Below are 16,879 nucleotides of genomic sequence, written 5' to 3'. Positions count from 1 at the left end.
TTAGTTTGAGGCAATTATTCTTGGTAAAACCCTCCCCTACGAGTTCGCAAAGGGAGCCTCTCAATGAAAGCAGCCCAGCTAGAAATTGGAGTTTTGAGGCAGGAGACAGGAGGGAGGAGGCAGGAGGAAAGAGGAAGAAGGAAGGAGCCAGAAGAAGTGTTTTTACAAATATGAGATGCTCCCGATGCAAATCCTACAATTACCAATTACCAATAGCATGACCCGGAATGCACCGATACAGGGATAGCTGTTTTTACCAATTACCAGTTATGAATAACTAATAACTAATAACCCTTATGCTATATTTAGCCAAAGTACAAAATGAGGAAAATTTAGGCGAGATAAGTCTGCAATTGCTGGCTTGCCAAAATTCTGATGATACTTGGGCTATTCTTAGTGAAGAAAGTTTCTTGACATTACCGAAAGATTTTGATCAAAATCAAATTGACTCTGCAACTAATGTTTTAAATGAAGGAATGCTAGTATTAGCAAATGTTGACGGAAATACCCAAGTTTTGCATATTCAAGCAGCTACAAACTGGGTACTACAATTAGTAGAGAAATATTTAACAACAGGCTTTACTCCCGATTTTTTGCAGCAAGAAGCCCAGAAAGCACAAGATTGGAGGCAATCTCTCACTTTGCAGAGTCAAGAATTGTCTCGCCGCTTGATTGAAGTTGAAGCCCGCCGAGAACAAATTCAAAATTTAGAAGCAAAACTCCAGCAGGAAAAGCAATTGTTGGAAAGTTCGATCGCCCAATTGAAAATTCCGCCCGCTACTCCACTAATTTGACTTATAAATTGACTTAAGTTAACCCACCCAAGTTAGGGACACGGCACTAGCGCATCCCCACAAACCTCATATGCAATTTGCTGGACATCATATAATTTGTAACTTGACAAATACCCCTTACCCCTTGCCGAATCGCCAGCAAAATTGCCTGCGGCTAAAGCACTTTTGACTTCATCCAAGCGGCGGGGAGACACAGCAGTTTTTGAGAATTGCTAACATAAGCCCGCTTCTGGAAAACATCGTACTGATTGCGTTCGATCGCATTTAATATCCTGCTGTACAGCATAGTAGCAGCCCAAACTGTCCAGCGAATATCGGGACTCAGCACTTTAATTCCCGGTTCGGCGCTGGCGTATAATTTGCGAGCTCGCTGAATTTGAAACCGCATCAATTCCCGCCAGCGGTTATCAATTACACCGTTGAATAAATCTTCTTCGGTGTAGTTAAACAAGGCTAAGTCTTCTAAGGGAATGTAAATGCGGCCGCGGCGGGCGTCTTCTCCGACATCGCGCAGAATATTAGTCAACTGCTTGGCAATACCCAGGGCTATCGCTTCTTCTTTGGGAATTCTATTCCCCCAATGCCAATTCCAGTTAGCAGCGGAGCTCGATTCGCCTACACCCATGACAGACATCGACATCAGCCCTACAGTACCCGCTACTCGATAACAGTAAAGATTGAGCTCTTCAAAAGTTTCGTAGCGGCTGCGGTACAAGTCCATTTGCTGGCCCGCAATCATCTCTCGAAACGGCAGAATGTCGATCGGGAAACGAGACAGCGTATCCACCAAAGCTACGTCGTAGTCGTCGTGAGGATGGCCGGCAAACACAGATTCTAGCCGTTTTTCCCACAGATTGAGGGTTTCAGGGGTCGTTGCATCAGAACCCGGCCCGTCTACGAGTTCGTCGGTGCGGCGGCACCAGACGTAAATCGCCCAAATCGCCCGACGCTTGGCTTCGGGCATGAGTTGAGTGCCTAAATAAAAATTTTTGGCATAACTCGCGGTGACTTGGCGGCACAGTTCGTAAGAGTCATCCACAGAAGCCAGAGTTCTCATGCACTGGAGTTTTGACAGTTGCAGCATCCGAGAATAAGAAATTTAAAGATTAGAACTGATTTTCCCCCGTTTAGAAAACGGGAGATTTTTTACGTCTTTATGAAAAATTCTTAATTTTTCATTGGTTATTGGCCGTTGAAATAGCCTGCGCTGTCAGCTTACCAGAAAGCACGGCACCTTCCATACTCGCAAGATAACGCTGCATCGTATAATCCCCCGTTAGATAGAAATTGCTAATGGGAGTTGTTTGGGTGGGACGGCACTGCTGGCGTCCGGGAGTGGCTTTGTAGACGGAACGAGGGGTTTTGACTACGTGATATTTGAGCAGTTTGGCTGGTTCTGGGATTTGATCGGGAAAGAGTTTTTCTAACTCGACCATTGTGGCTGCGACGATATCTTCGTCTGATTTGCCTATCCAGTCTTTGGCCGGTGCTAAAACCAGTTCCAGCATGGATTTGTCTGGGTTGGCATATTCGCGGCAGGTGTTGCTCATGTCGGCGTAGACGCTCAGCAGGGGCGATCGCGAGAACAGCAAATGGTCGATTTCAGTTAATTTGCGATCGAACCACAAGTGTACATTAATGACGGGTACTCCCTCCAAGCCTTCGAGCTGTTTGAAATAATCCATTTCGCCCCAAGGTTTCGGCATCATCAACTTGAGCGGGTCAACCGGCATCGCGGAAACGTAAATATCGGCCGTCAGAATTTCTGACTCTGCCCCTTTTACTCCCCGAATGTGGAAGCCGCGCACCGTGTTGTCATCGTTGAGCAAAAACTCTTTGATGGGTGCATTCAGCCGTACTTCGCCGCCGCGCTCAGTTATGTAGTCTACCATCGGCTGACACAACCTCTCTGTGGGGGAACCGTCTAAAAAGGCCATTTTCGAGCCATTTTTCTCTTGCAAGAAGCGGTTGAGGGCTGTCAGCAGTATGGTTGCAGATATTTCGTGGGGGTCAATGAAGTTGAGCGCCTTGGACATGGCGATGAATACTTCTTTCTCGACCCTGGGAGGGACGTTTTGCTTTTTGAGCCAGTCGGAAAACGAGTATTTGTCCATTGCTTCGACATAGTTTTGACCCTGAAGCATCGCCGGAATCAAACCTATACCGAAGCGGATTTTTTCGGGCCAGGTGAGCATATCGTTGTTGCTCAAGATGGCTGCGACGCCGTTGAAGGGAGCCGGAAGGTCGGGAAAGTCAAAGCGGGAATAGGTTCCGGGGGTTTCCGGCTGATTGAAAATCATCGAGTGCTCTTTCCATTGCAGCCGGTCTTCGATGTCAAGTTCTTTGAAGAGTTGGAGCATATTCGGGTATGCACCGAAGAAGATGTGGAGGCCGGTTTCATACCAGTCGCCGTCTGCATCTTTCCAGGCGGCTACTTTGCCGCCGAGTACGTCCCGACTTTCTAGGAGGATGGGGGTGTGGCCCGCGTCGGTAAGATATTTAGCGCAGGAAAGTCCTGCTAAGCCTGCTCCGGCGATCGCAACTCGCATTTGATACTACTTGGCCTCTGTGTTCGCTTCGGTTTAATTATACTTTACAACTCGTTACAATATTTTGTCATTCTCAGCCTAGGGAAAAATCTCACAGACGGGTAAGCCAGCAAAGATCCCGACTTCTGTCAGATACTCCTGGATGACAGAGCGAAGGCAAGTTACAGGAAAGCGATCGCGCTTTTCTGGGGGCGATCGCTCACAGACGCGGTTGTACTTCGTTTAAATAAAAAATCAACAATGAACTAATTAGAATCCCCAGTCTTATTTAGACCATTGTTCGCAGTGCCGCTAGCCCCCCAAGGTGTAGTGGGTAAAAATAATAGAAAAATCTTTTTTCTAGAGCCGTTGGTTTTTGGTCTTTAGAGGTATCGTAGTATGCCAGAACTAGCGGTGTGAATATAGCGAAAATTTGAATCCAGCTTTTGCAACTAATTGCATATCCGATATTTGCTATAGTCCAGCCGAACCACCAAAGGCGAGATCCTCCTCCTTTCCACCTAATCATCAATAGCGGGCAAGCCACTGCATACCAGCCGTAAGTCACTCCTAAAATTTGAGCACTTACTAGACCTGTGCTTAAAACTGCAATTTTGCGATCGAAGCGTCGGATGTAGCTCAAAGTTAGTGCTGCTACGGCAAAGCTAAACATGATGTTTAACTGTAAATTGCCAAAAAGTAACATATGAGGTATTTGAGAAAGTACCCCAAATAATATCAGTCGAGTAATTAGAGGATTTTTGTCCCCCGGTCGTTTCCAGTTTTGAGCAAATACCCAACTAAACAACGGAAAACTGAGGCGGCCGATGATACGCATGGGTTCTGCTTCAAGCATCAATCCGATGTGGTCTATTAGCATTAGAGCGGCGGCCAACCATTTAATTTGATTTTGATTCATACAAGTGATTCTCAAATTATGTTAGTAAAAGTTCGTTTGTTGTACTAATTAAATAATTTTTGAGTGCTTGACACAATATATTTACAAGTTTTCGCTTTTTCACGAAGTTTTATATGCTATCAATTGCAGTTCATGAATGTGTTTTTAAATGTCGATATTTCGTAGTTTATATATTATTTCTGAAAATAGTATGGGTTTTTATTAAAATCATCAGTACAATTAAATCTACTGTACTCATAATCTTTCCTTAAAGCAACACCTAAATTAAAGAGAGCTTGTTCTCTTTAATTTAGGTGTTTTAAAAAATATACTTAAAAACAGTGTTGTGTACTCCTTAAGGTAGATTTCCCTTAAATTTATTGATTGGGACAAAATAATAATTGAGTTAATTTTACTGACATCGATCGCGACTACTACACCGACGACGATGCCTCCGCCGCCTCCGGTGACTGCTCCATCGAGAATTACTAGAGTGTAGAGGGAATAGGCGCTGGCGGTAATTTTTTGTTCGGTACAGGTGCGGTAGAGGGAACAGGCGCTGGCGGTAATTTTTTGTTCGGTATAGGTGCGGTAGAAGGAACAGGCGCTGGCGGTAATTTTTGGCTCGGTACAGGTGCGGTAGAGGGAATAGGAACTGGCGGTAAACTTTGGCGCGGTACAGGTAGGGAAGTGGGTTGGGGTTGGGGTTGAGGCAAACCGGGAACACGGATATATCTCCAATTACCCGTAAACAAGAGGTACATAACACCCGCAAGCACGACACCGCTAACAACAGCAGCAGTAATTTTCCAAACACTGTAGGGACGTTCGCCTTGAACTTCAGCGGTGCGTGCATTAACCATTACTTGATATCGTTGGTTTTGATAACGATACGCACACAGCCACACAGGTAGCAAAATATGCTTAAAAGTGATACCACTGTAATCAGTAGAAATGCTGTGAACCCGCTGCTCGTCGCCACCAATATTCCTACAAACATCGAAGTGAATAGTAGAGGCCATGACATTTTTAGCAGATTCAAATCCTTGAGTGAGAGAAACTTGCGATCGCTGCGCTTCAAACCCAGCTAAATAAGATGAATTGTAAGCGCGCAGCGACTCCTTGAGATGCCAAGGTTCTAACGCATCTAGGCGGGGGCGATCGACTGAAGTTGTAGCGGGAATCAGAATATCGTCAAAAAAGCGATCGACTTTGCCAGAAGCAGGCCACCACCTAGTATGTTGCACTTCGCGAGTTTTAGTTTCAGTTTCACCCTGCGAGTTTGTTTCCGTATAAGTTTCAGTCACGTAGTAGTGTTCTCCGCGAGAACCTTGATAGTAACTAACTGTATAAGTGTCGTAAGTCCAAAACGGCAAATAAACCCCCTGGCGGGGTGACAACCCCGCCTGAAACCCAGAGTGAATAAAGATTTAACCCACTTGTGCTAAAAAAAGATAGGCAGCCGAATTGTTACAGGCTAGCCTACCCAACAAAAATGTTACCCACATTCTATCAGACTCATTTACAAAAACAACTGACCCAGGCCCAGTTTATGCTGCTCACAATCTTATTGAATGTGATACAGTCAGAAAAACAAGTGAGATTAGAGAGGCTGGCACGAGTATTTCCTTATCCAATTACCACCGAAAGTCGGCGCCGTAAACTGCAAAGATTTCTGGACTTACCTCAATTAACGATATCACTCATCTGGTTTCCATTGATCGCTTATTGGTTAACAACTTTTTGCTCAGTCGGACAAACTTTATCAGTAGCGATCGATCGCACCCAATGGGGGTGTATCAACCTGTTCACAATCGCCTTGATTTGGCAGAAAAGAGCCATTCCATTATACTGGTGTTTGTTACCCAAATTAGGAAACAGTAACTTACCACAACAAACTCTCGCTCTACAACAAGTATTACCATTATTTAAAGAATATAAAGTTATTGTTTTGGGTGACCGTGAATTTTGTTCAGTAGACGCAGGGATTCTGGCTCAAGACAAGGGGTGTGTCTTTTTGCTTGAGGCTCAAAAAGAATCATTGTGTCGAAACAGAAAACTTAATCTGGCAACGCTTAGACTCATTAGGAGTAGTACCGGGAACATCTTTGTATTTTCAAGGAGTGAGGGTCAGAAAAAGTCGACCCGTACTAGGGTTTGATATCGCTTGTAAATGGAAAAGAAACTATCAAGGATTGAAAGTAAAAGACGCCTGGTTTATTCTAACTGATTTAGGCTCTTTGCCAGTAGCGATCGCAGCTTATAAAAAACGAATGGGAATTGAAGAAATGTTCCGAGATTGTAAGACAGGAGGCTATAATTTAGAAGGGAGTGGTCTCAAGGGAGACCGACTCATAAAAATTATTTTGTTAATGGCGCTCGTTTACAGCTCAGCTATATTTCAAGGCACTGAAATTCAGAAAAAACAGGTACAAAAATATGTATCTCGCCGTAAAGACAAGCGCCAGAAATACCGTAGAAGGAGCATATTTGGCATCGGTCAGGATGGAGAAGAGTGGGTGAATTATCTCGATCGATATTCGTTAGAAGTCCAAGAGTTAATGAAGTTAACCCGTAATAAACGTCGCTTTTATCAACAGGGTATACGGGCTGCAACCTTGATTAGGTCTAGTTCCTAGGCCTCTTTGTCACCCTCCCAGATAAACCCCTTGAATTTTCTCCTGTTGCGCTAGGGATTTCAAAGCAGAAGGAGCAAACCAGCGATTGCTGAGCCACTTCTGAATGCTTTCTCTGGCCTGTTTATCAGTAACTTCAAACGGTACAATTCCCTCTGGATGCACGCTAGGGTTCGCTTTTGCAGGTTGCGTCACAATTGGAGAAGCACAAAATGGGCATTGGCCCGCTACTTTCGGCGGTTCAAAAGTAACACTTGCTCCGCAATCATTGCATTTTACTTCAACGGCTGTTGTTGATAAAGTTGCCAGCGCCGTTCGATCGAGTTGGAGATATTCTTCGTAAGAATTTTCCTTTACCTCTTCAGCAGTTTGGGCAATTGCATCTTCCCAGCCGCAGTAAGCACACTTGAGCTTTCCTGCTTGGGGGTTGAACTCTAAATAAGCCCCGCAGCTAGGACAGGGAAAACGTTTAACAGCAGGTTCAGAAGTATTCATAATGATTTATTGGTGATGTAACTGGCAATGGGTAATCGGGAAAGCATACTAATTACCAATTACCAATTAAATAAATATGCAAAATTTTAGGCGGCGGCTGGCGGGGGCGGCGGGGGCACTGTCGCTAACAAAGATGCTAATTCCGGCACTTGCGATGCTAACTTCCAGCCGTCAAAACCTGCACGCCAAACCATTACCTGATGCGTCAAACCATTTTGCAAAAGTTTATCCAATCCAAAAGGGCCTACTTGTTGACCGTTCTGGGCAATATACCACTGAGTTTGTGTTGGTGCCGGAGGTGGCGGCGGTGTTTGCGATGCTGGTGACTGCATCATATTTGTCATTTGTTGGCCTACTGCCATGCCCATGCCCAATTCTAGTGCTTGGTTGCCGCCGCTGGGGTTATTTGCTGATGCTTCTATAGCGTTAGCAGCTTGATATTGGGTATATTGCTGCATATTTCCCAGAAGTCCGATCGAGGCTCGTTTGTCGAGTGCTGCTTCAACTTCAGGCGGCATCGAGATATTTTCAATTAATAGCTGAGTTAACTCTAACCCAAACTGCTGGATACTTGGCTCTATGGCAACTCGCACCTGTTCGCCCATGTGCGTGTAGTTGGCTGCAAAGTCTAGCAGGGGAACGCGGGAATTGCCAACCCAATTGGCAAAGGCACTGACTATTGTATTGCGTAGCTGTTCGCTGATTTCATCTACTTGAAATAGTCCGTCAGTGCTGATTAGTTGTTTTAAGAGTTTTTCGGGATGGGAAACTTTAATGTTGTATGTGCCAAAAGCCCGCATTCTCACTGGGCCGAGTTCTGGATCGCGGATAATTACAGGGTTAGAGGTTCCCCATCTCAGGTTGGTAAATATTTTGGTGTTAAAAAAGTAGACTTCTGCTTTAAAGGGAGAGTTGAAACCGTAGGGCCAACCTTTTAAGGTGCTGAGAACGGGTAAGTTGCGGGTGGAGAGTTCGTGCATTCCCGGATCGAAGACATCGGCAACTTGGCCTTCGCTGACAAAGACTGCTATTTGTCCTGGTCGTACAGTTAGTTTAGCACCTTGTTTAATTTCGTTTTGGTGACGCTCAAATCGATAGGCAATGGTGTCACTGGTATTGTCCAACCATTCGATGATATCGACAAATTCGCCGCGAATCTTGTCAAAGAGTCCCATAGATTTATTTTGGGTTGTTGTTTGATTTTAGCTTCAATAGGAGCGATCGATGTTCCCGATCGCCATTGTAAAGTTTTGAGGTGCGAGCGCTGGGGATGGGCGCGATCGCACTTGCAGACAATTCACAATTCTGGTTCAATTCCCGCCGATCGCAACTGAGCGCGCAATTGCTCTAATTGGTCTTCTGCTTGTTGAGCTCTTTCTTGTTCGCGATCGGCTCTTTGCTGTTCTTGTTGAGCTCTTTCAGATCCCGATAACAGCAAATTCCCTTCACTATCCCACCAGCGCAGCCAAGGTAACTCAACATTTTGATACCTTCCTTGCCAAATTCCCAATTCCACTCCTAACGGTTCAATGGGATAATGACCGCGATCGTTTGCAGCAACTAATTGATACCTATCTTCGATCAGGTGATAGACTTCAACGCTAGCTCGATTCACTTCATAAATCCCGTAAAATGCTGGACGGATGACATTTTCATAAATCCAGAATTTACCCGGCTTAGTTTCCTGTTGACCCGATCGCAATAAAGGCGTTCTGTCCCGTTCTTCTGCACCATTTCCCGATACAAATTCTAACACAATTAACGGTGCTACAAATTCTTGCCACATCACATAAGAACGGCGCAATTGACCGTCAATAGTTGGGGGGACATTAGGCACATAAAACCAGTCCGGTGCTTCCGCACCCCGTTCTAGCGGCTCAGTTAATCGCCAATAAATACCGCTGTCTTGACCGATACAATAGTTAGCATCTGGATGAATGCTTTGGAGGACGGGAGTAATTGAATCGGTTAGCAGAATGCTTTGGGGATGTTCTTGAAAATTTTTCACAAAAGTACCGTCTGATTCGGGTAGCTGAGTGTGGTCTGGCCAGCCTGTAGGGTTGTTTTCTACATCTAGGGTGAATTTCATAATGTTATTTTGATTGGAGGCATTTTTGAGAGGGAGGGCGATCGCACTTTGAATTTCGATTATATCTGATGTAAATTGTGTAATTACTCACTCTAGCTCCGATTCACCTCATCCCATTTCCACCAAGCGGCACGATCGCAATTTCCACCAGCAGCTTTTAAGTCCTTTAATGCTTGTTTGGGAATTGGCAAATCTTCTAAAGTCTCTAACTATTCGATGAGTGCTTACCAAGTTTCGACATCTAAGACAGCAACTTGTTGGCCTTTTATATTGAGAAATTCAACTGAGTGCAATACTTCTAATCCGGTCATTCAGGCTACCTCTATGTTGATGATAGGTATAACTTTTGCTCTCCATTCTAATCAAGTTGCTCCTCAGTTGCGGCGCTGGGCGCGATCGAAAAAAGGTCGATCGCACCCAGCCAACGGCAGCCGCTTGACCAAAGTGAGGCAATCCCCCCGCAGCCCCCGCTTCTCGACGCGGTACAATAAATGCAATCATACTTAACGCTTATATTGAAAAGGCTACACACAACGCCACAGGAGACAACTGACGCATGGGTAAAGTAGTTGGCATTGACCTCGGAACAACAAACTCAGTAGTAGCCGTCATGGAAGGCGGCAAACCGGTTGTGATTGCCAATGCAGAAGGGATGCGGACAACTCCCTCGGTAGTCGCTTTCACAAAGGAAGGAGAACGCCTGGTGGGACAGATGGCCAGACGCCAGACTGTTCTCAACCCGCAAAACACCTTTTACGCCGTCAAGCGGTACATCGGACGCAAATATACCGAACTGACTCCAGAATCAAAGCGCGTCCCTTACACAACTCGCCGCGACGAAAACGGGAACATCAAAATCAAGTGTCCCCGCCTGAAAAAAGATTTTGCCCCAGAGGAAATTTCGGCGATGGTTTTGCGGAAACTGGCTGATGAAGCCAGCCGCTATCTGGGACAAGAGGTGACGGGGGCTGTAATTACTGTTCCCGCTTATTTCAACGACTCGCAGCGACAGGCGACGCGCGATGCGGGACGAATTGCCGGACTTGATGTCAAGCGGATTTTAAATGAGCCGACGGCGGCTTCTTTGGCTTACGGTTTGGAGAGGCGAGAAAGTCAAACTATTTTAGTGTTTGATTTGGGCGGCGGTACTTTTGATGTCTCTATCTTAGACGTGGGAGACGGAGTATTTGAAGTTAAAGCAACTAGCGGTGACACTCAATTGGGTGGCAATGATTTTGACTCCAAAATTGTTGACTGGTTGGCAGAACAATTCTTAGAAAAAGAAGGAATTGATTTGCGTCGCAACCGCCAAGCTTTGCAGCGCTTGATCGAAGCGGCCGAAAAAGCCAAGATTGAACTGTCGGGAGTCGGTGTCACGGAGATTAATTTGCCGTTTATCGATGCGAATGAAGATGGGCCTTTGCATCTGGAAACGCGGCTGACTCGCGGTCAATTTGAGGGGCTGTGTACAGATTTGGTGCAGCGGTTGCGGCGGCCAGTCAAACAAGCTTTGGCTGATGCAAGTTTGAGTCCTTCTCGCATTGATGAAGTTGTGTTGGTCGGCGGTTCGACTCGCATTCCTTTGGTGCAGGAAGTGGTTCGCAGTTTGATCGATCGAGAACCGAATCAAAATGTGAATCCCGATGAAGTTGTGGCGGTGGGTGCGGCAATTCAAGCGGGTATTTTGGGTGGCGATGTCCGCGATGTGCTGCTGTTGGATGTGACGCCGCTGTCGCTGGGTTTGGAAACTATCGGCGGGGTGATGAAAAAATTGATTCCTCGCAATACTACTATTCCCGTCAGGCGATCGGACATTTTTTCGACTGCTGAAAACAACCAAACTGTGGTAGAAATTCACGTGATCCAAGGGGAACGGGAATTAGGCCGAGATAATAAGTCTTTGGGACGGTTTAAACTAACTGGAATTCCGCCGGCACCGCGAGGGATTCCGCAGGTGCAAGTAGCTTTTGATATTGATGCTAACGGGATGCTGTTGGTGACTGCTTTGGACAAAACTACTGGCAGGGAACAAAGCATTACTGTGCAAGGTGCTTCGACGCTGACTCAGCAGGAAGTGAATCAAATGATTCGCGATGCGGAACAGTTTGCTCAAGCTGATAAGTTGCAGCGGGAAAAGGTGGAAAAACGCAATCGCGCTGAAGCTTTAGCTTATCAAGCCGAGCGGCAGTTGCGAGAAGTTGCGCTCGATCGCGGAATGCAGTTTGCTCAAAGAAGTCGCCAGCGAATTGAAACTTTAATTCGGGAATTGCGAGACAGTTTGGAACGCAACGATGAGCGGGGAGTTGACCAAGTTGGTTCGGATTTGCAGGATGCTCTTTACGATTTGAGCCGAGAAGTTTCCGCGTTTGCGATGGATGACGATGATGACGATTTCTTTGAGTCTGTGAAGCGGACTTTTACGGGCGACGGTACGAAGCGGCGCAGCGATGACAGCAGCTATTATACCAATGCTAAGCCGTACAGGCGATCGACTGTCGATCCAATTCCCGATCGCCCATACGATCGCACCGGCGATCGTATGAACGATCGCATGGGCGATCGCATGGGCGATCGTATGGGCGATCGTATGGGCGATCGTATGGGCGATCGTAGAAGCAGTGCTAATCGCCCGAGTCGCCCTTATCAAAATCAAAGCGACGATTGGGATGATGACGACGATTGGCTGTAATTGAAGGAAGAAGGAAGAAGGAAGAGGCAAGAAGGAAGAAGGAAAATAACGGATTTTCAGCAGAGAATTTGTGACAGCTCTTTTCCTAATTCTTCTCAGCTTTTTTCTTTCTCCTCTCCTACACTAGACTTCTTTGAAGTAGATAAAGATTACTAGGATAAGTAAGGAGAAAATTATGTTGTATGACCCATAGAGAACAATACATCTGGCAGCGGGGTATTTATCTTTGTCAAGTTTGCTACGAATTAACTAAATCTTTTCATGCGTCGGAAATTTATGGTATTACCAGTCAAATTCGCCGTGCATCTGTATCAGTACCAGCTAACCTTGCGGAGGGATATGGGCGTGTTACGAGACAAGAGTATATTCGATATTTGCGAATAGCTCTCGGTTCGCTCCGAGAACTGGATACTCATCTAGTGATTTCTGAAAGAGTAGGTTAGCCGCACCAGAAAAAATCTCACCAGTTATCAAAGAAGCAGATGAACTCACCCGATTAATTGTCAGTACAATCAACAAACTAGAAGGATAAAACATCATCCTTCATCCCTCATCCCTCCTCCTTCATCCCTCATCCTTCTTCCTTCATCCCTCATCCCTCATCCTTCTTCCTTCTTCCTTCATCCTTCTTCCTTCTTCCTTCTTCCTTCTCCAACTATGCAGAATTTTCGTAATTACTATCTAATTTTGGGAGTACCCAAAGATGCCACGGCTGATGAGATAAAAAAAGCCTATCGACGGCTAGCCAGACAGTTGCACCCTGACGTAAATCCAGGTGATAAATCTGCTGAAGATAGGTTTAAGGATATTAATGAAGCTTACGATATTCTTTCCGATATTGACAAGCGAGCTCAATACGATCAGTTTAGTAAATTCTGGAAACAAAAGGGATTTCAAGGAAAGCAAGGGGTACGACTTCCCAATTTCAAAACTTGGGGAAACAGTAAAACTACCCGCAAAAAACCGGCCGAAGATGTCGATTTTAGCGATTACTCGGATTTTAATAAATTTCTCGACCAAGTGCTCGGAAGACGCCGGGAAGTGAGGATGGCGACAGCGAATGATGCACCGGGAGTAGCCTCCTCTGAACCGTGGAGTACGGCTTCTAAGAAAACGAGTTATGTTGCTAATTCTCGCCCACCTAGAAGGGATTTTGACGATCGCGAAATGCGACGAGAAACAGTCGATCGCGAAATGCGACGGGATTTCGACGATCGCGAAATGCGACGAGAAACAGTCGATCGAGAAATGCGACGGGAGATAGTCGATCGCGAAATCAGAAGGGATATAGCCGATCGCGAAATGCGACGGGAAATTAGGGAAACAGTCGATCGCGAAACGAGAAGAGACATTGAGGCCAGGCTAACTCTGCCTTTGGAAAGGGCTTATTCGGGCGGTACCGAGCGAATTCGTCTGGAAGATGGGCGAGCGATCGAGGTAAATCTGCCTCCTGCTATGGTATCAGGCCAGCGGATTCGCTTGCGAAATCAAGGTATTGGTGGCGGAGATTTATATTTGAAAATCACGGTTTCTCCCCATCAATTTTTTCGATTGGAAATGTCGGATGTTTGCTGCGAATTGCCTCTGACTCCCAGCGAAGCGGTGTTGGGTGGAGATGTGGAAGTACCGACGCTGGATGGCTTGGTAAAGATGAAATTGCCACCGGGAGTAACGTCTGGAAAGCGGTTGCGGTTGGCTAACAAGGGCTATCCGACGGGAAATGGCGATCGGGGCGATCAATTGGTAGAAATTCAGGTGTTAATTCCCAAAGAAATTAGTGAGGAGGAACGGGAATTATACGAAAAGTTGCGGCAAGTTGAGTCTTTTAAACCGCGTCAGGATTTATCGGTTTAATGTAGAGTACGCAATGCGCCAGTTTAATTTTGTAGGGGCGCAATAATGCGTGCCTTACTACTAATCGTGTACGAAAAATTAGGAGATGCTTGGCTGAATTTTACTGACATATCAGATTTCGCCACTTGGCTGTAAATAGATGATATCAAGTCCGTGGGTATACCAATTATTCCTCTCTCTATTCTCTAACTCAGCGCCCTCTGCGGCCTCTGCGGTTTAATAATTCCGAAACAACCGTAAACGATAGGATTTGTCGCCAGAATAGCCGATCGCACTTTCAGCAATCGTCGCTCACATAAGTAAAATTACTGTTGTGATTATCCCTGAACTAGCAGAGAATTAACAATAAGGTAATTTTCCCACAATCAGGAGCAGTCTGCCGCCATGACTCAAATGCCCCGTCAATGCACCAGTCTGCAAGAGCAAGTTGATTCTTTAGTGCAACTGCTGCGTCAGGAATCGTCTTTGCGACAACAAGATATCACGGCGGTACAAGCTTCTCTGAAAAAGGCAATTTCTCCTGAGTTTGAAATTGTGTTTGCTGGCGCTTTCAGTGCGGGAAAATCTATGTTAATTAATGCTTTGCTGGAGCGGGAATTGCTCTACAGTGCGGAAGGACACGCGACAGGTACGGAATGTTATATCGCCTTTGCTGAGCCGGAAAAAGAGCGCGTTGTTCTAACTTTTTTGAGCGAGTTTGAAATTCGCCAGCAAGCTTCTGTGCTTTGCCATCAGTTAGGTTTAACTACTGAACTTAATATTAATCAAACAGATGTAGTGTCGCTGTTGTCTCAGGGATGTAACATAATTATTGAAACGGAAGGTGGCGAAAATAAATCCGAGCTAGCCAAAAAAGCTAAGGCTTTGATGCTGCTGTTAGAAGGTTTTGAGGCAAATCGCGATCGCATCCAAACTCTCGAAAACGCTACCTACTCGATGGAACAGTTTAACTTTTCCAATCTCAAGGAAGCTGCTAGTTATGCCCGTCGCGGTAGCAACAGTGCTGTACTCAAGCGAGTTGAATATTACTGTTATCATCCCTTGCTACAAGATGGCAATATTATTATCGATACGCCGGGAATTGATGCGCCGGTGCAGCGGGATGCAGAATTGACTTATGATAAGATTGAAAGCCCGGATACTTCGGCGGTTGTCTGCGTTTTGAAAGCGGCTTCGTCTGGGGAAATGACGATGGAAGAAACCGAGTTGATGGAAAAGACACGGGGAAATCCGGGAATTCGCGATCGACTTTTTTACATTTTCAACCGCATCGACGAAACTTGGTACAACACGCAACTGCGACAGCGCTTAGAAAATTTGATTAATTCCGACTTTCGCGATACTGCGAGAGTTTACAAAACTAGCGGATTGTTGGGATTTTACGGGAGTTTGATTCGAGGGACAACAGGGCGCGATCGCTTTGGTTTAAATACAATCTTTGCCAGTAGTCAAGGGCGAGTTTCTGGAGATGATAAATTAGATTCAGAATTGCTCGGTAATAGTGAAGAAACTCCGCAATTTGTTAGTGAATTTAATCGCTACTGTGCGAATTCCGGCAAGCTATCTCCGAGCCGATTTCGCATTTCAGTTAACAGCTACGAAACACCAAATGAAAACTACGTGCGGATTCTTGCAGAGCAAGGACAACCATTAATTGGTCAATTAATTCAAGATAGCGGGATAGAAGATTTTCGCACAGCCATCACCCGGTACCTCACCGAAGAAAAACGCCCGCAACTGTTCAAAAATTTAGCTGACGACTTAGAAGACTTGTGCATTCAACTGCGGAAACATTACCAAACAATTCAGCGGAATTTGGACAGCCAGCCCCGCGAAATTGAAGCAATGAAAGCACAGGAACTTTTGCGACTAAATCAAGAATTGCAGCAAGTTGGGGAGGAATTTCGGGAGCATATCGCCGAAGAAGTCAATGACATGATTATGAACAGATGCGATATTTTCGATATAGACTTTCGGCAATTGCAATCTCGGATGATCCGGCGCTTGGATGAATTGTTAGATGGATTTTCTGTTGAGGCGGCTTACGGACGCACTTTGCGGAATCATCCCCGCAATGCCACAGCACCTTTAATTGCTGTTTTAGTTGAAGCACTTTATTATTTAGCCAATCAGTTGGAAGATATTTTAGTAGAGGCTACTAAGTCACTGGTTGATAATTATTTCCAGTATTTGAAAGATAGCGTTCGCAAGTCTGAATACTATCGATTACTTTATCGGTTGTTGGGGAACGACGGGGGAATTGAACAGCAGTTAGAGGATTTATCAAAGCGGGTTTCTGATGCTTTGGTAAATGCGGCGGGCGTTGAGTGCGATCGCTACGTGCGAGAAAGTCCCCGTTTTTACGACGAAGGCACATTTTCGATTTATCAATTCCGGGAAACATTGCAGCAAACTTCTCAAGGTTACGACTGCGAAAACATGGTGGACGCCCAACCGGCAATTCGGCAATTATTGCGGCTGGATTTTGAGCCGAAAGTATCTAGAACTATTCGGCAAACTTTCCGCCAAACTGTCAACCAAACGCTGAAAGAGCATTTGTTGCCGCTGGCCCAAAAGCAAGCTGATGATATTTTGCAGAAATACAGTCAAGCCCGCGATTATTTGGAGCAAACTTTGGCACAGGAGGCGGAGGAAAAGATTGCCCGCAACCAGCGGCTGCAAGCTGAGAATGAGCAGAAGATTCAAGAGTACGATCGGGCGGTTTCTGGGATTAATAGTTGTTTGCAGGCGATGAAGTTGCACGAGCATCTATTGCCTGTAATTGGACAAAATGATAGCGTTTCGGTGGATGGTGAATGATTGCAATTTTGGCTAAGAAAATTCGCAGGCCTCTTTATTCTGTTTATTGTGCTATAATAGCCAACAAAGAGCGACT

At 45.5% G+C, this 16,879-nt stretch carries 11 protein-coding genes and 3 pseudogenes; 6 read left to right on the top strand and 8 right to left on the bottom strand.

What is annotated here, in order from left to right; genetic code table 11:
* Window positions 1–296: 296 nt before the first annotated feature.
* Entirely contained in the window at window positions 297–794 is a 498-nt protein-coding gene (locus D0A34_24665) for a hypothetical protein (protein UNU21608.1), read from the top strand.
* A 154-nt stretch (window positions 795–948) separates the two neighbouring features.
* On the opposite strand, the gene D0A34_24660 is transcribed toward D0A34_24665, so the two are convergent.
* The 4 genes from D0A34_24660 to D0A34_24645 all read right to left on the bottom strand — a co-directional run bounded on the left by D0A34_24660 (window position 949) and on the right by D0A34_24645 (window position 5,620).
* A complete protein-coding gene (locus D0A34_24660) occupies window positions 949–1,878 on the bottom strand; it encodes a phytoene synthase (protein UNU21607.1) in 930 nt (309 codons plus the stop codon).
* A gap of 91 nt (window positions 1,879–1,969) precedes the next feature.
* Window positions 1,970–3,343 (bottom strand): 15-cis-phytoene desaturase, encoded by a 1,374-nt coding sequence (pds, locus tag D0A34_24655; GenBank protein ID UNU21606.1) that lies wholly within the window; start codon window positions 3,341–3,343, stop codon window positions 1,970–1,972.
* 268 nt (window positions 3,344–3,611) lie between these two features.
* On the bottom strand, window positions 3,612–4,241 hold the full coding sequence (locus D0A34_24650) for a hypothetical protein (GenBank protein ID UNU21605.1): 630 nt from the start codon (window positions 4,239–4,241) through the stop codon (window positions 3,612–3,614).
* Between the two features lie 467 nt (window positions 4,242–4,708).
* Window positions 4,709–5,620 carry a hypothetical protein gene (locus D0A34_24645; GenBank protein ID UNU21604.1) on the bottom strand — a complete coding sequence of 304 codons (912 nt, stop codon included), beginning with the start codon at window positions 5,618–5,620 and terminating at the stop codon, window positions 4,709–4,711.
* A gap of 95 nt (window positions 5,621–5,715) precedes the next feature.
* Here D0A34_24645 and D0A34_24640 point away from each other — a divergent pair.
* Window positions 5,716–6,859, top strand: a pseudogene (locus D0A34_24640) (IS4 family transposase).
* A 9-nt stretch (window positions 6,860–6,868) separates the two neighbouring features.
* Here D0A34_24640 and D0A34_24635 read toward each other — a convergent pair.
* The 4 genes and pseudogenes from D0A34_24635 to D0A34_24620 all read right to left on the bottom strand — a co-directional run bounded on the left by D0A34_24635 (window position 6,869) and on the right by D0A34_24620 (window position 9,751).
* Window positions 6,869–7,351 (bottom strand): hypothetical protein, encoded by a 483-nt coding sequence (locus D0A34_24635; GenBank protein ID UNU21603.1) that lies wholly within the window; start codon window positions 7,349–7,351, stop codon window positions 6,869–6,871.
* An 86-nt stretch (window positions 7,352–7,437) separates the two neighbouring features.
* The gene (locus D0A34_24630) at window positions 7,438–8,526 is read right to left on the bottom strand and encodes an SPFH domain-containing protein (protein UNU21602.1); all 1,089 of its coding nucleotides are present in this window, start codon (window positions 8,524–8,526) and stop codon (window positions 7,438–7,440) included.
* Between the two features lie 122 nt (window positions 8,527–8,648).
* On the bottom strand, window positions 8,649–9,440 hold the full coding sequence (locus D0A34_24625) for a Uma2 family endonuclease (protein ID UNU21601.1): 792 nt from the start codon (window positions 9,438–9,440) through the stop codon (window positions 8,649–8,651).
* A 92-nt stretch (window positions 9,441–9,532) separates the two neighbouring features.
* Window positions 9,533–9,751: pseudogene (locus D0A34_24620) on the bottom strand (hypothetical protein).
* Between the two features lie 245 nt (window positions 9,752–9,996).
* Between D0A34_24620 and dnaK the strand changes: the two are divergent.
* From dnaK to D0A34_24600, 4 genes and pseudogenes are all read left to right on the top strand, one after another.
* Entirely contained in the window at window positions 9,997–12,129 is a 2,133-nt protein-coding gene (gene dnaK / locus D0A34_24615; protein UNU21600.1) for a molecular chaperone DnaK, read from the top strand.
* A gap of 182 nt (window positions 12,130–12,311) precedes the next feature.
* Window positions 12,312–12,661: pseudogene (locus tag D0A34_24610) on the top strand (four helix bundle protein).
* 125 nt (window positions 12,662–12,786) lie between these two features.
* Window positions 12,787–13,983, top strand: a complete 1,197-nt coding sequence (locus D0A34_24605) for a J domain-containing protein (GenBank protein UNU21599.1) — start codon at window positions 12,787–12,789, stop codon at window positions 13,981–13,983.
* 384 nt (window positions 13,984–14,367) lie between these two features.
* Complete coding sequence (locus D0A34_24600) at window positions 14,368–16,803, top strand: dynamin family protein (GenBank protein UNU21598.1); 2,436 nt, start codon at window positions 14,368–14,370, stop codon at window positions 16,801–16,803.
* Window positions 16,804–16,879: the final 76 nt, after the last annotated feature.

It is taken from the genome of Microcoleus vaginatus PCC 9802 (assembly GCA_022701275.1).
In the GTDB taxonomy this organism is placed as follows: domain Bacteria; phylum Cyanobacteriota; class Cyanobacteriia; order Cyanobacteriales; family Microcoleaceae; genus Microcoleus; species Microcoleus vaginatus_A.
The sequence above is the reverse complement of the archived record's forward strand: the minus strand, read 5'-3'. Positions and strand labels throughout refer to the sequence as shown.

Coding starts and splice junctions, on each gene's coding strand:
- D0A34_24665 (UNU21608.1), top strand. CDS start 297: ATGCTATATTTAGCCAAAGTACAAAATGAGGAAAATTTAGGCGAGATA.
- D0A34_24660 (UNU21607.1), bottom strand. CDS start 1,878: ATGCTGCAACTGTCAAAACTCCAGTGCATGAGAACTCTGGCTTCTGTG.
- pds (UNU21606.1), bottom strand. CDS start 3,343: ATGCGAGTTGCGATCGCCGGAGCAGGCTTAGCAGGACTTTCCTGCGCT.
- D0A34_24650 (UNU21605.1), bottom strand. CDS start 4,241: ATGAATCAAAATCAAATTAAATGGTTGGCCGCCGCTCTAATGCTAATA.
- D0A34_24635 (UNU21603.1), bottom strand. CDS start 7,351: ATGAATACTTCTGAACCTGCTGTTAAACGTTTTCCCTGTCCTAGCTGC.
- D0A34_24630 (UNU21602.1), bottom strand. CDS start 8,526: ATGGGACTCTTTGACAAGATTCGCGGCGAATTTGTCGATATCATCGAA.
- D0A34_24625 (UNU21601.1), bottom strand. CDS start 9,440: ATGAAATTCACCCTAGATGTAGAAAACAACCCTACAGGCTGGCCAGAC.
- dnaK (UNU21600.1), top strand. CDS start 9,997: ATGGGTAAAGTAGTTGGCATTGACCTCGGAACAACAAACTCAGTAGTA.
- D0A34_24605 (UNU21599.1), top strand. CDS start 12,787: ATGCAGAATTTTCGTAATTACTATCTAATTTTGGGAGTACCCAAAGAT.
- D0A34_24600 (UNU21598.1), top strand. CDS start 14,368: ATGACTCAAATGCCCCGTCAATGCACCAGTCTGCAAGAGCAAGTTGAT.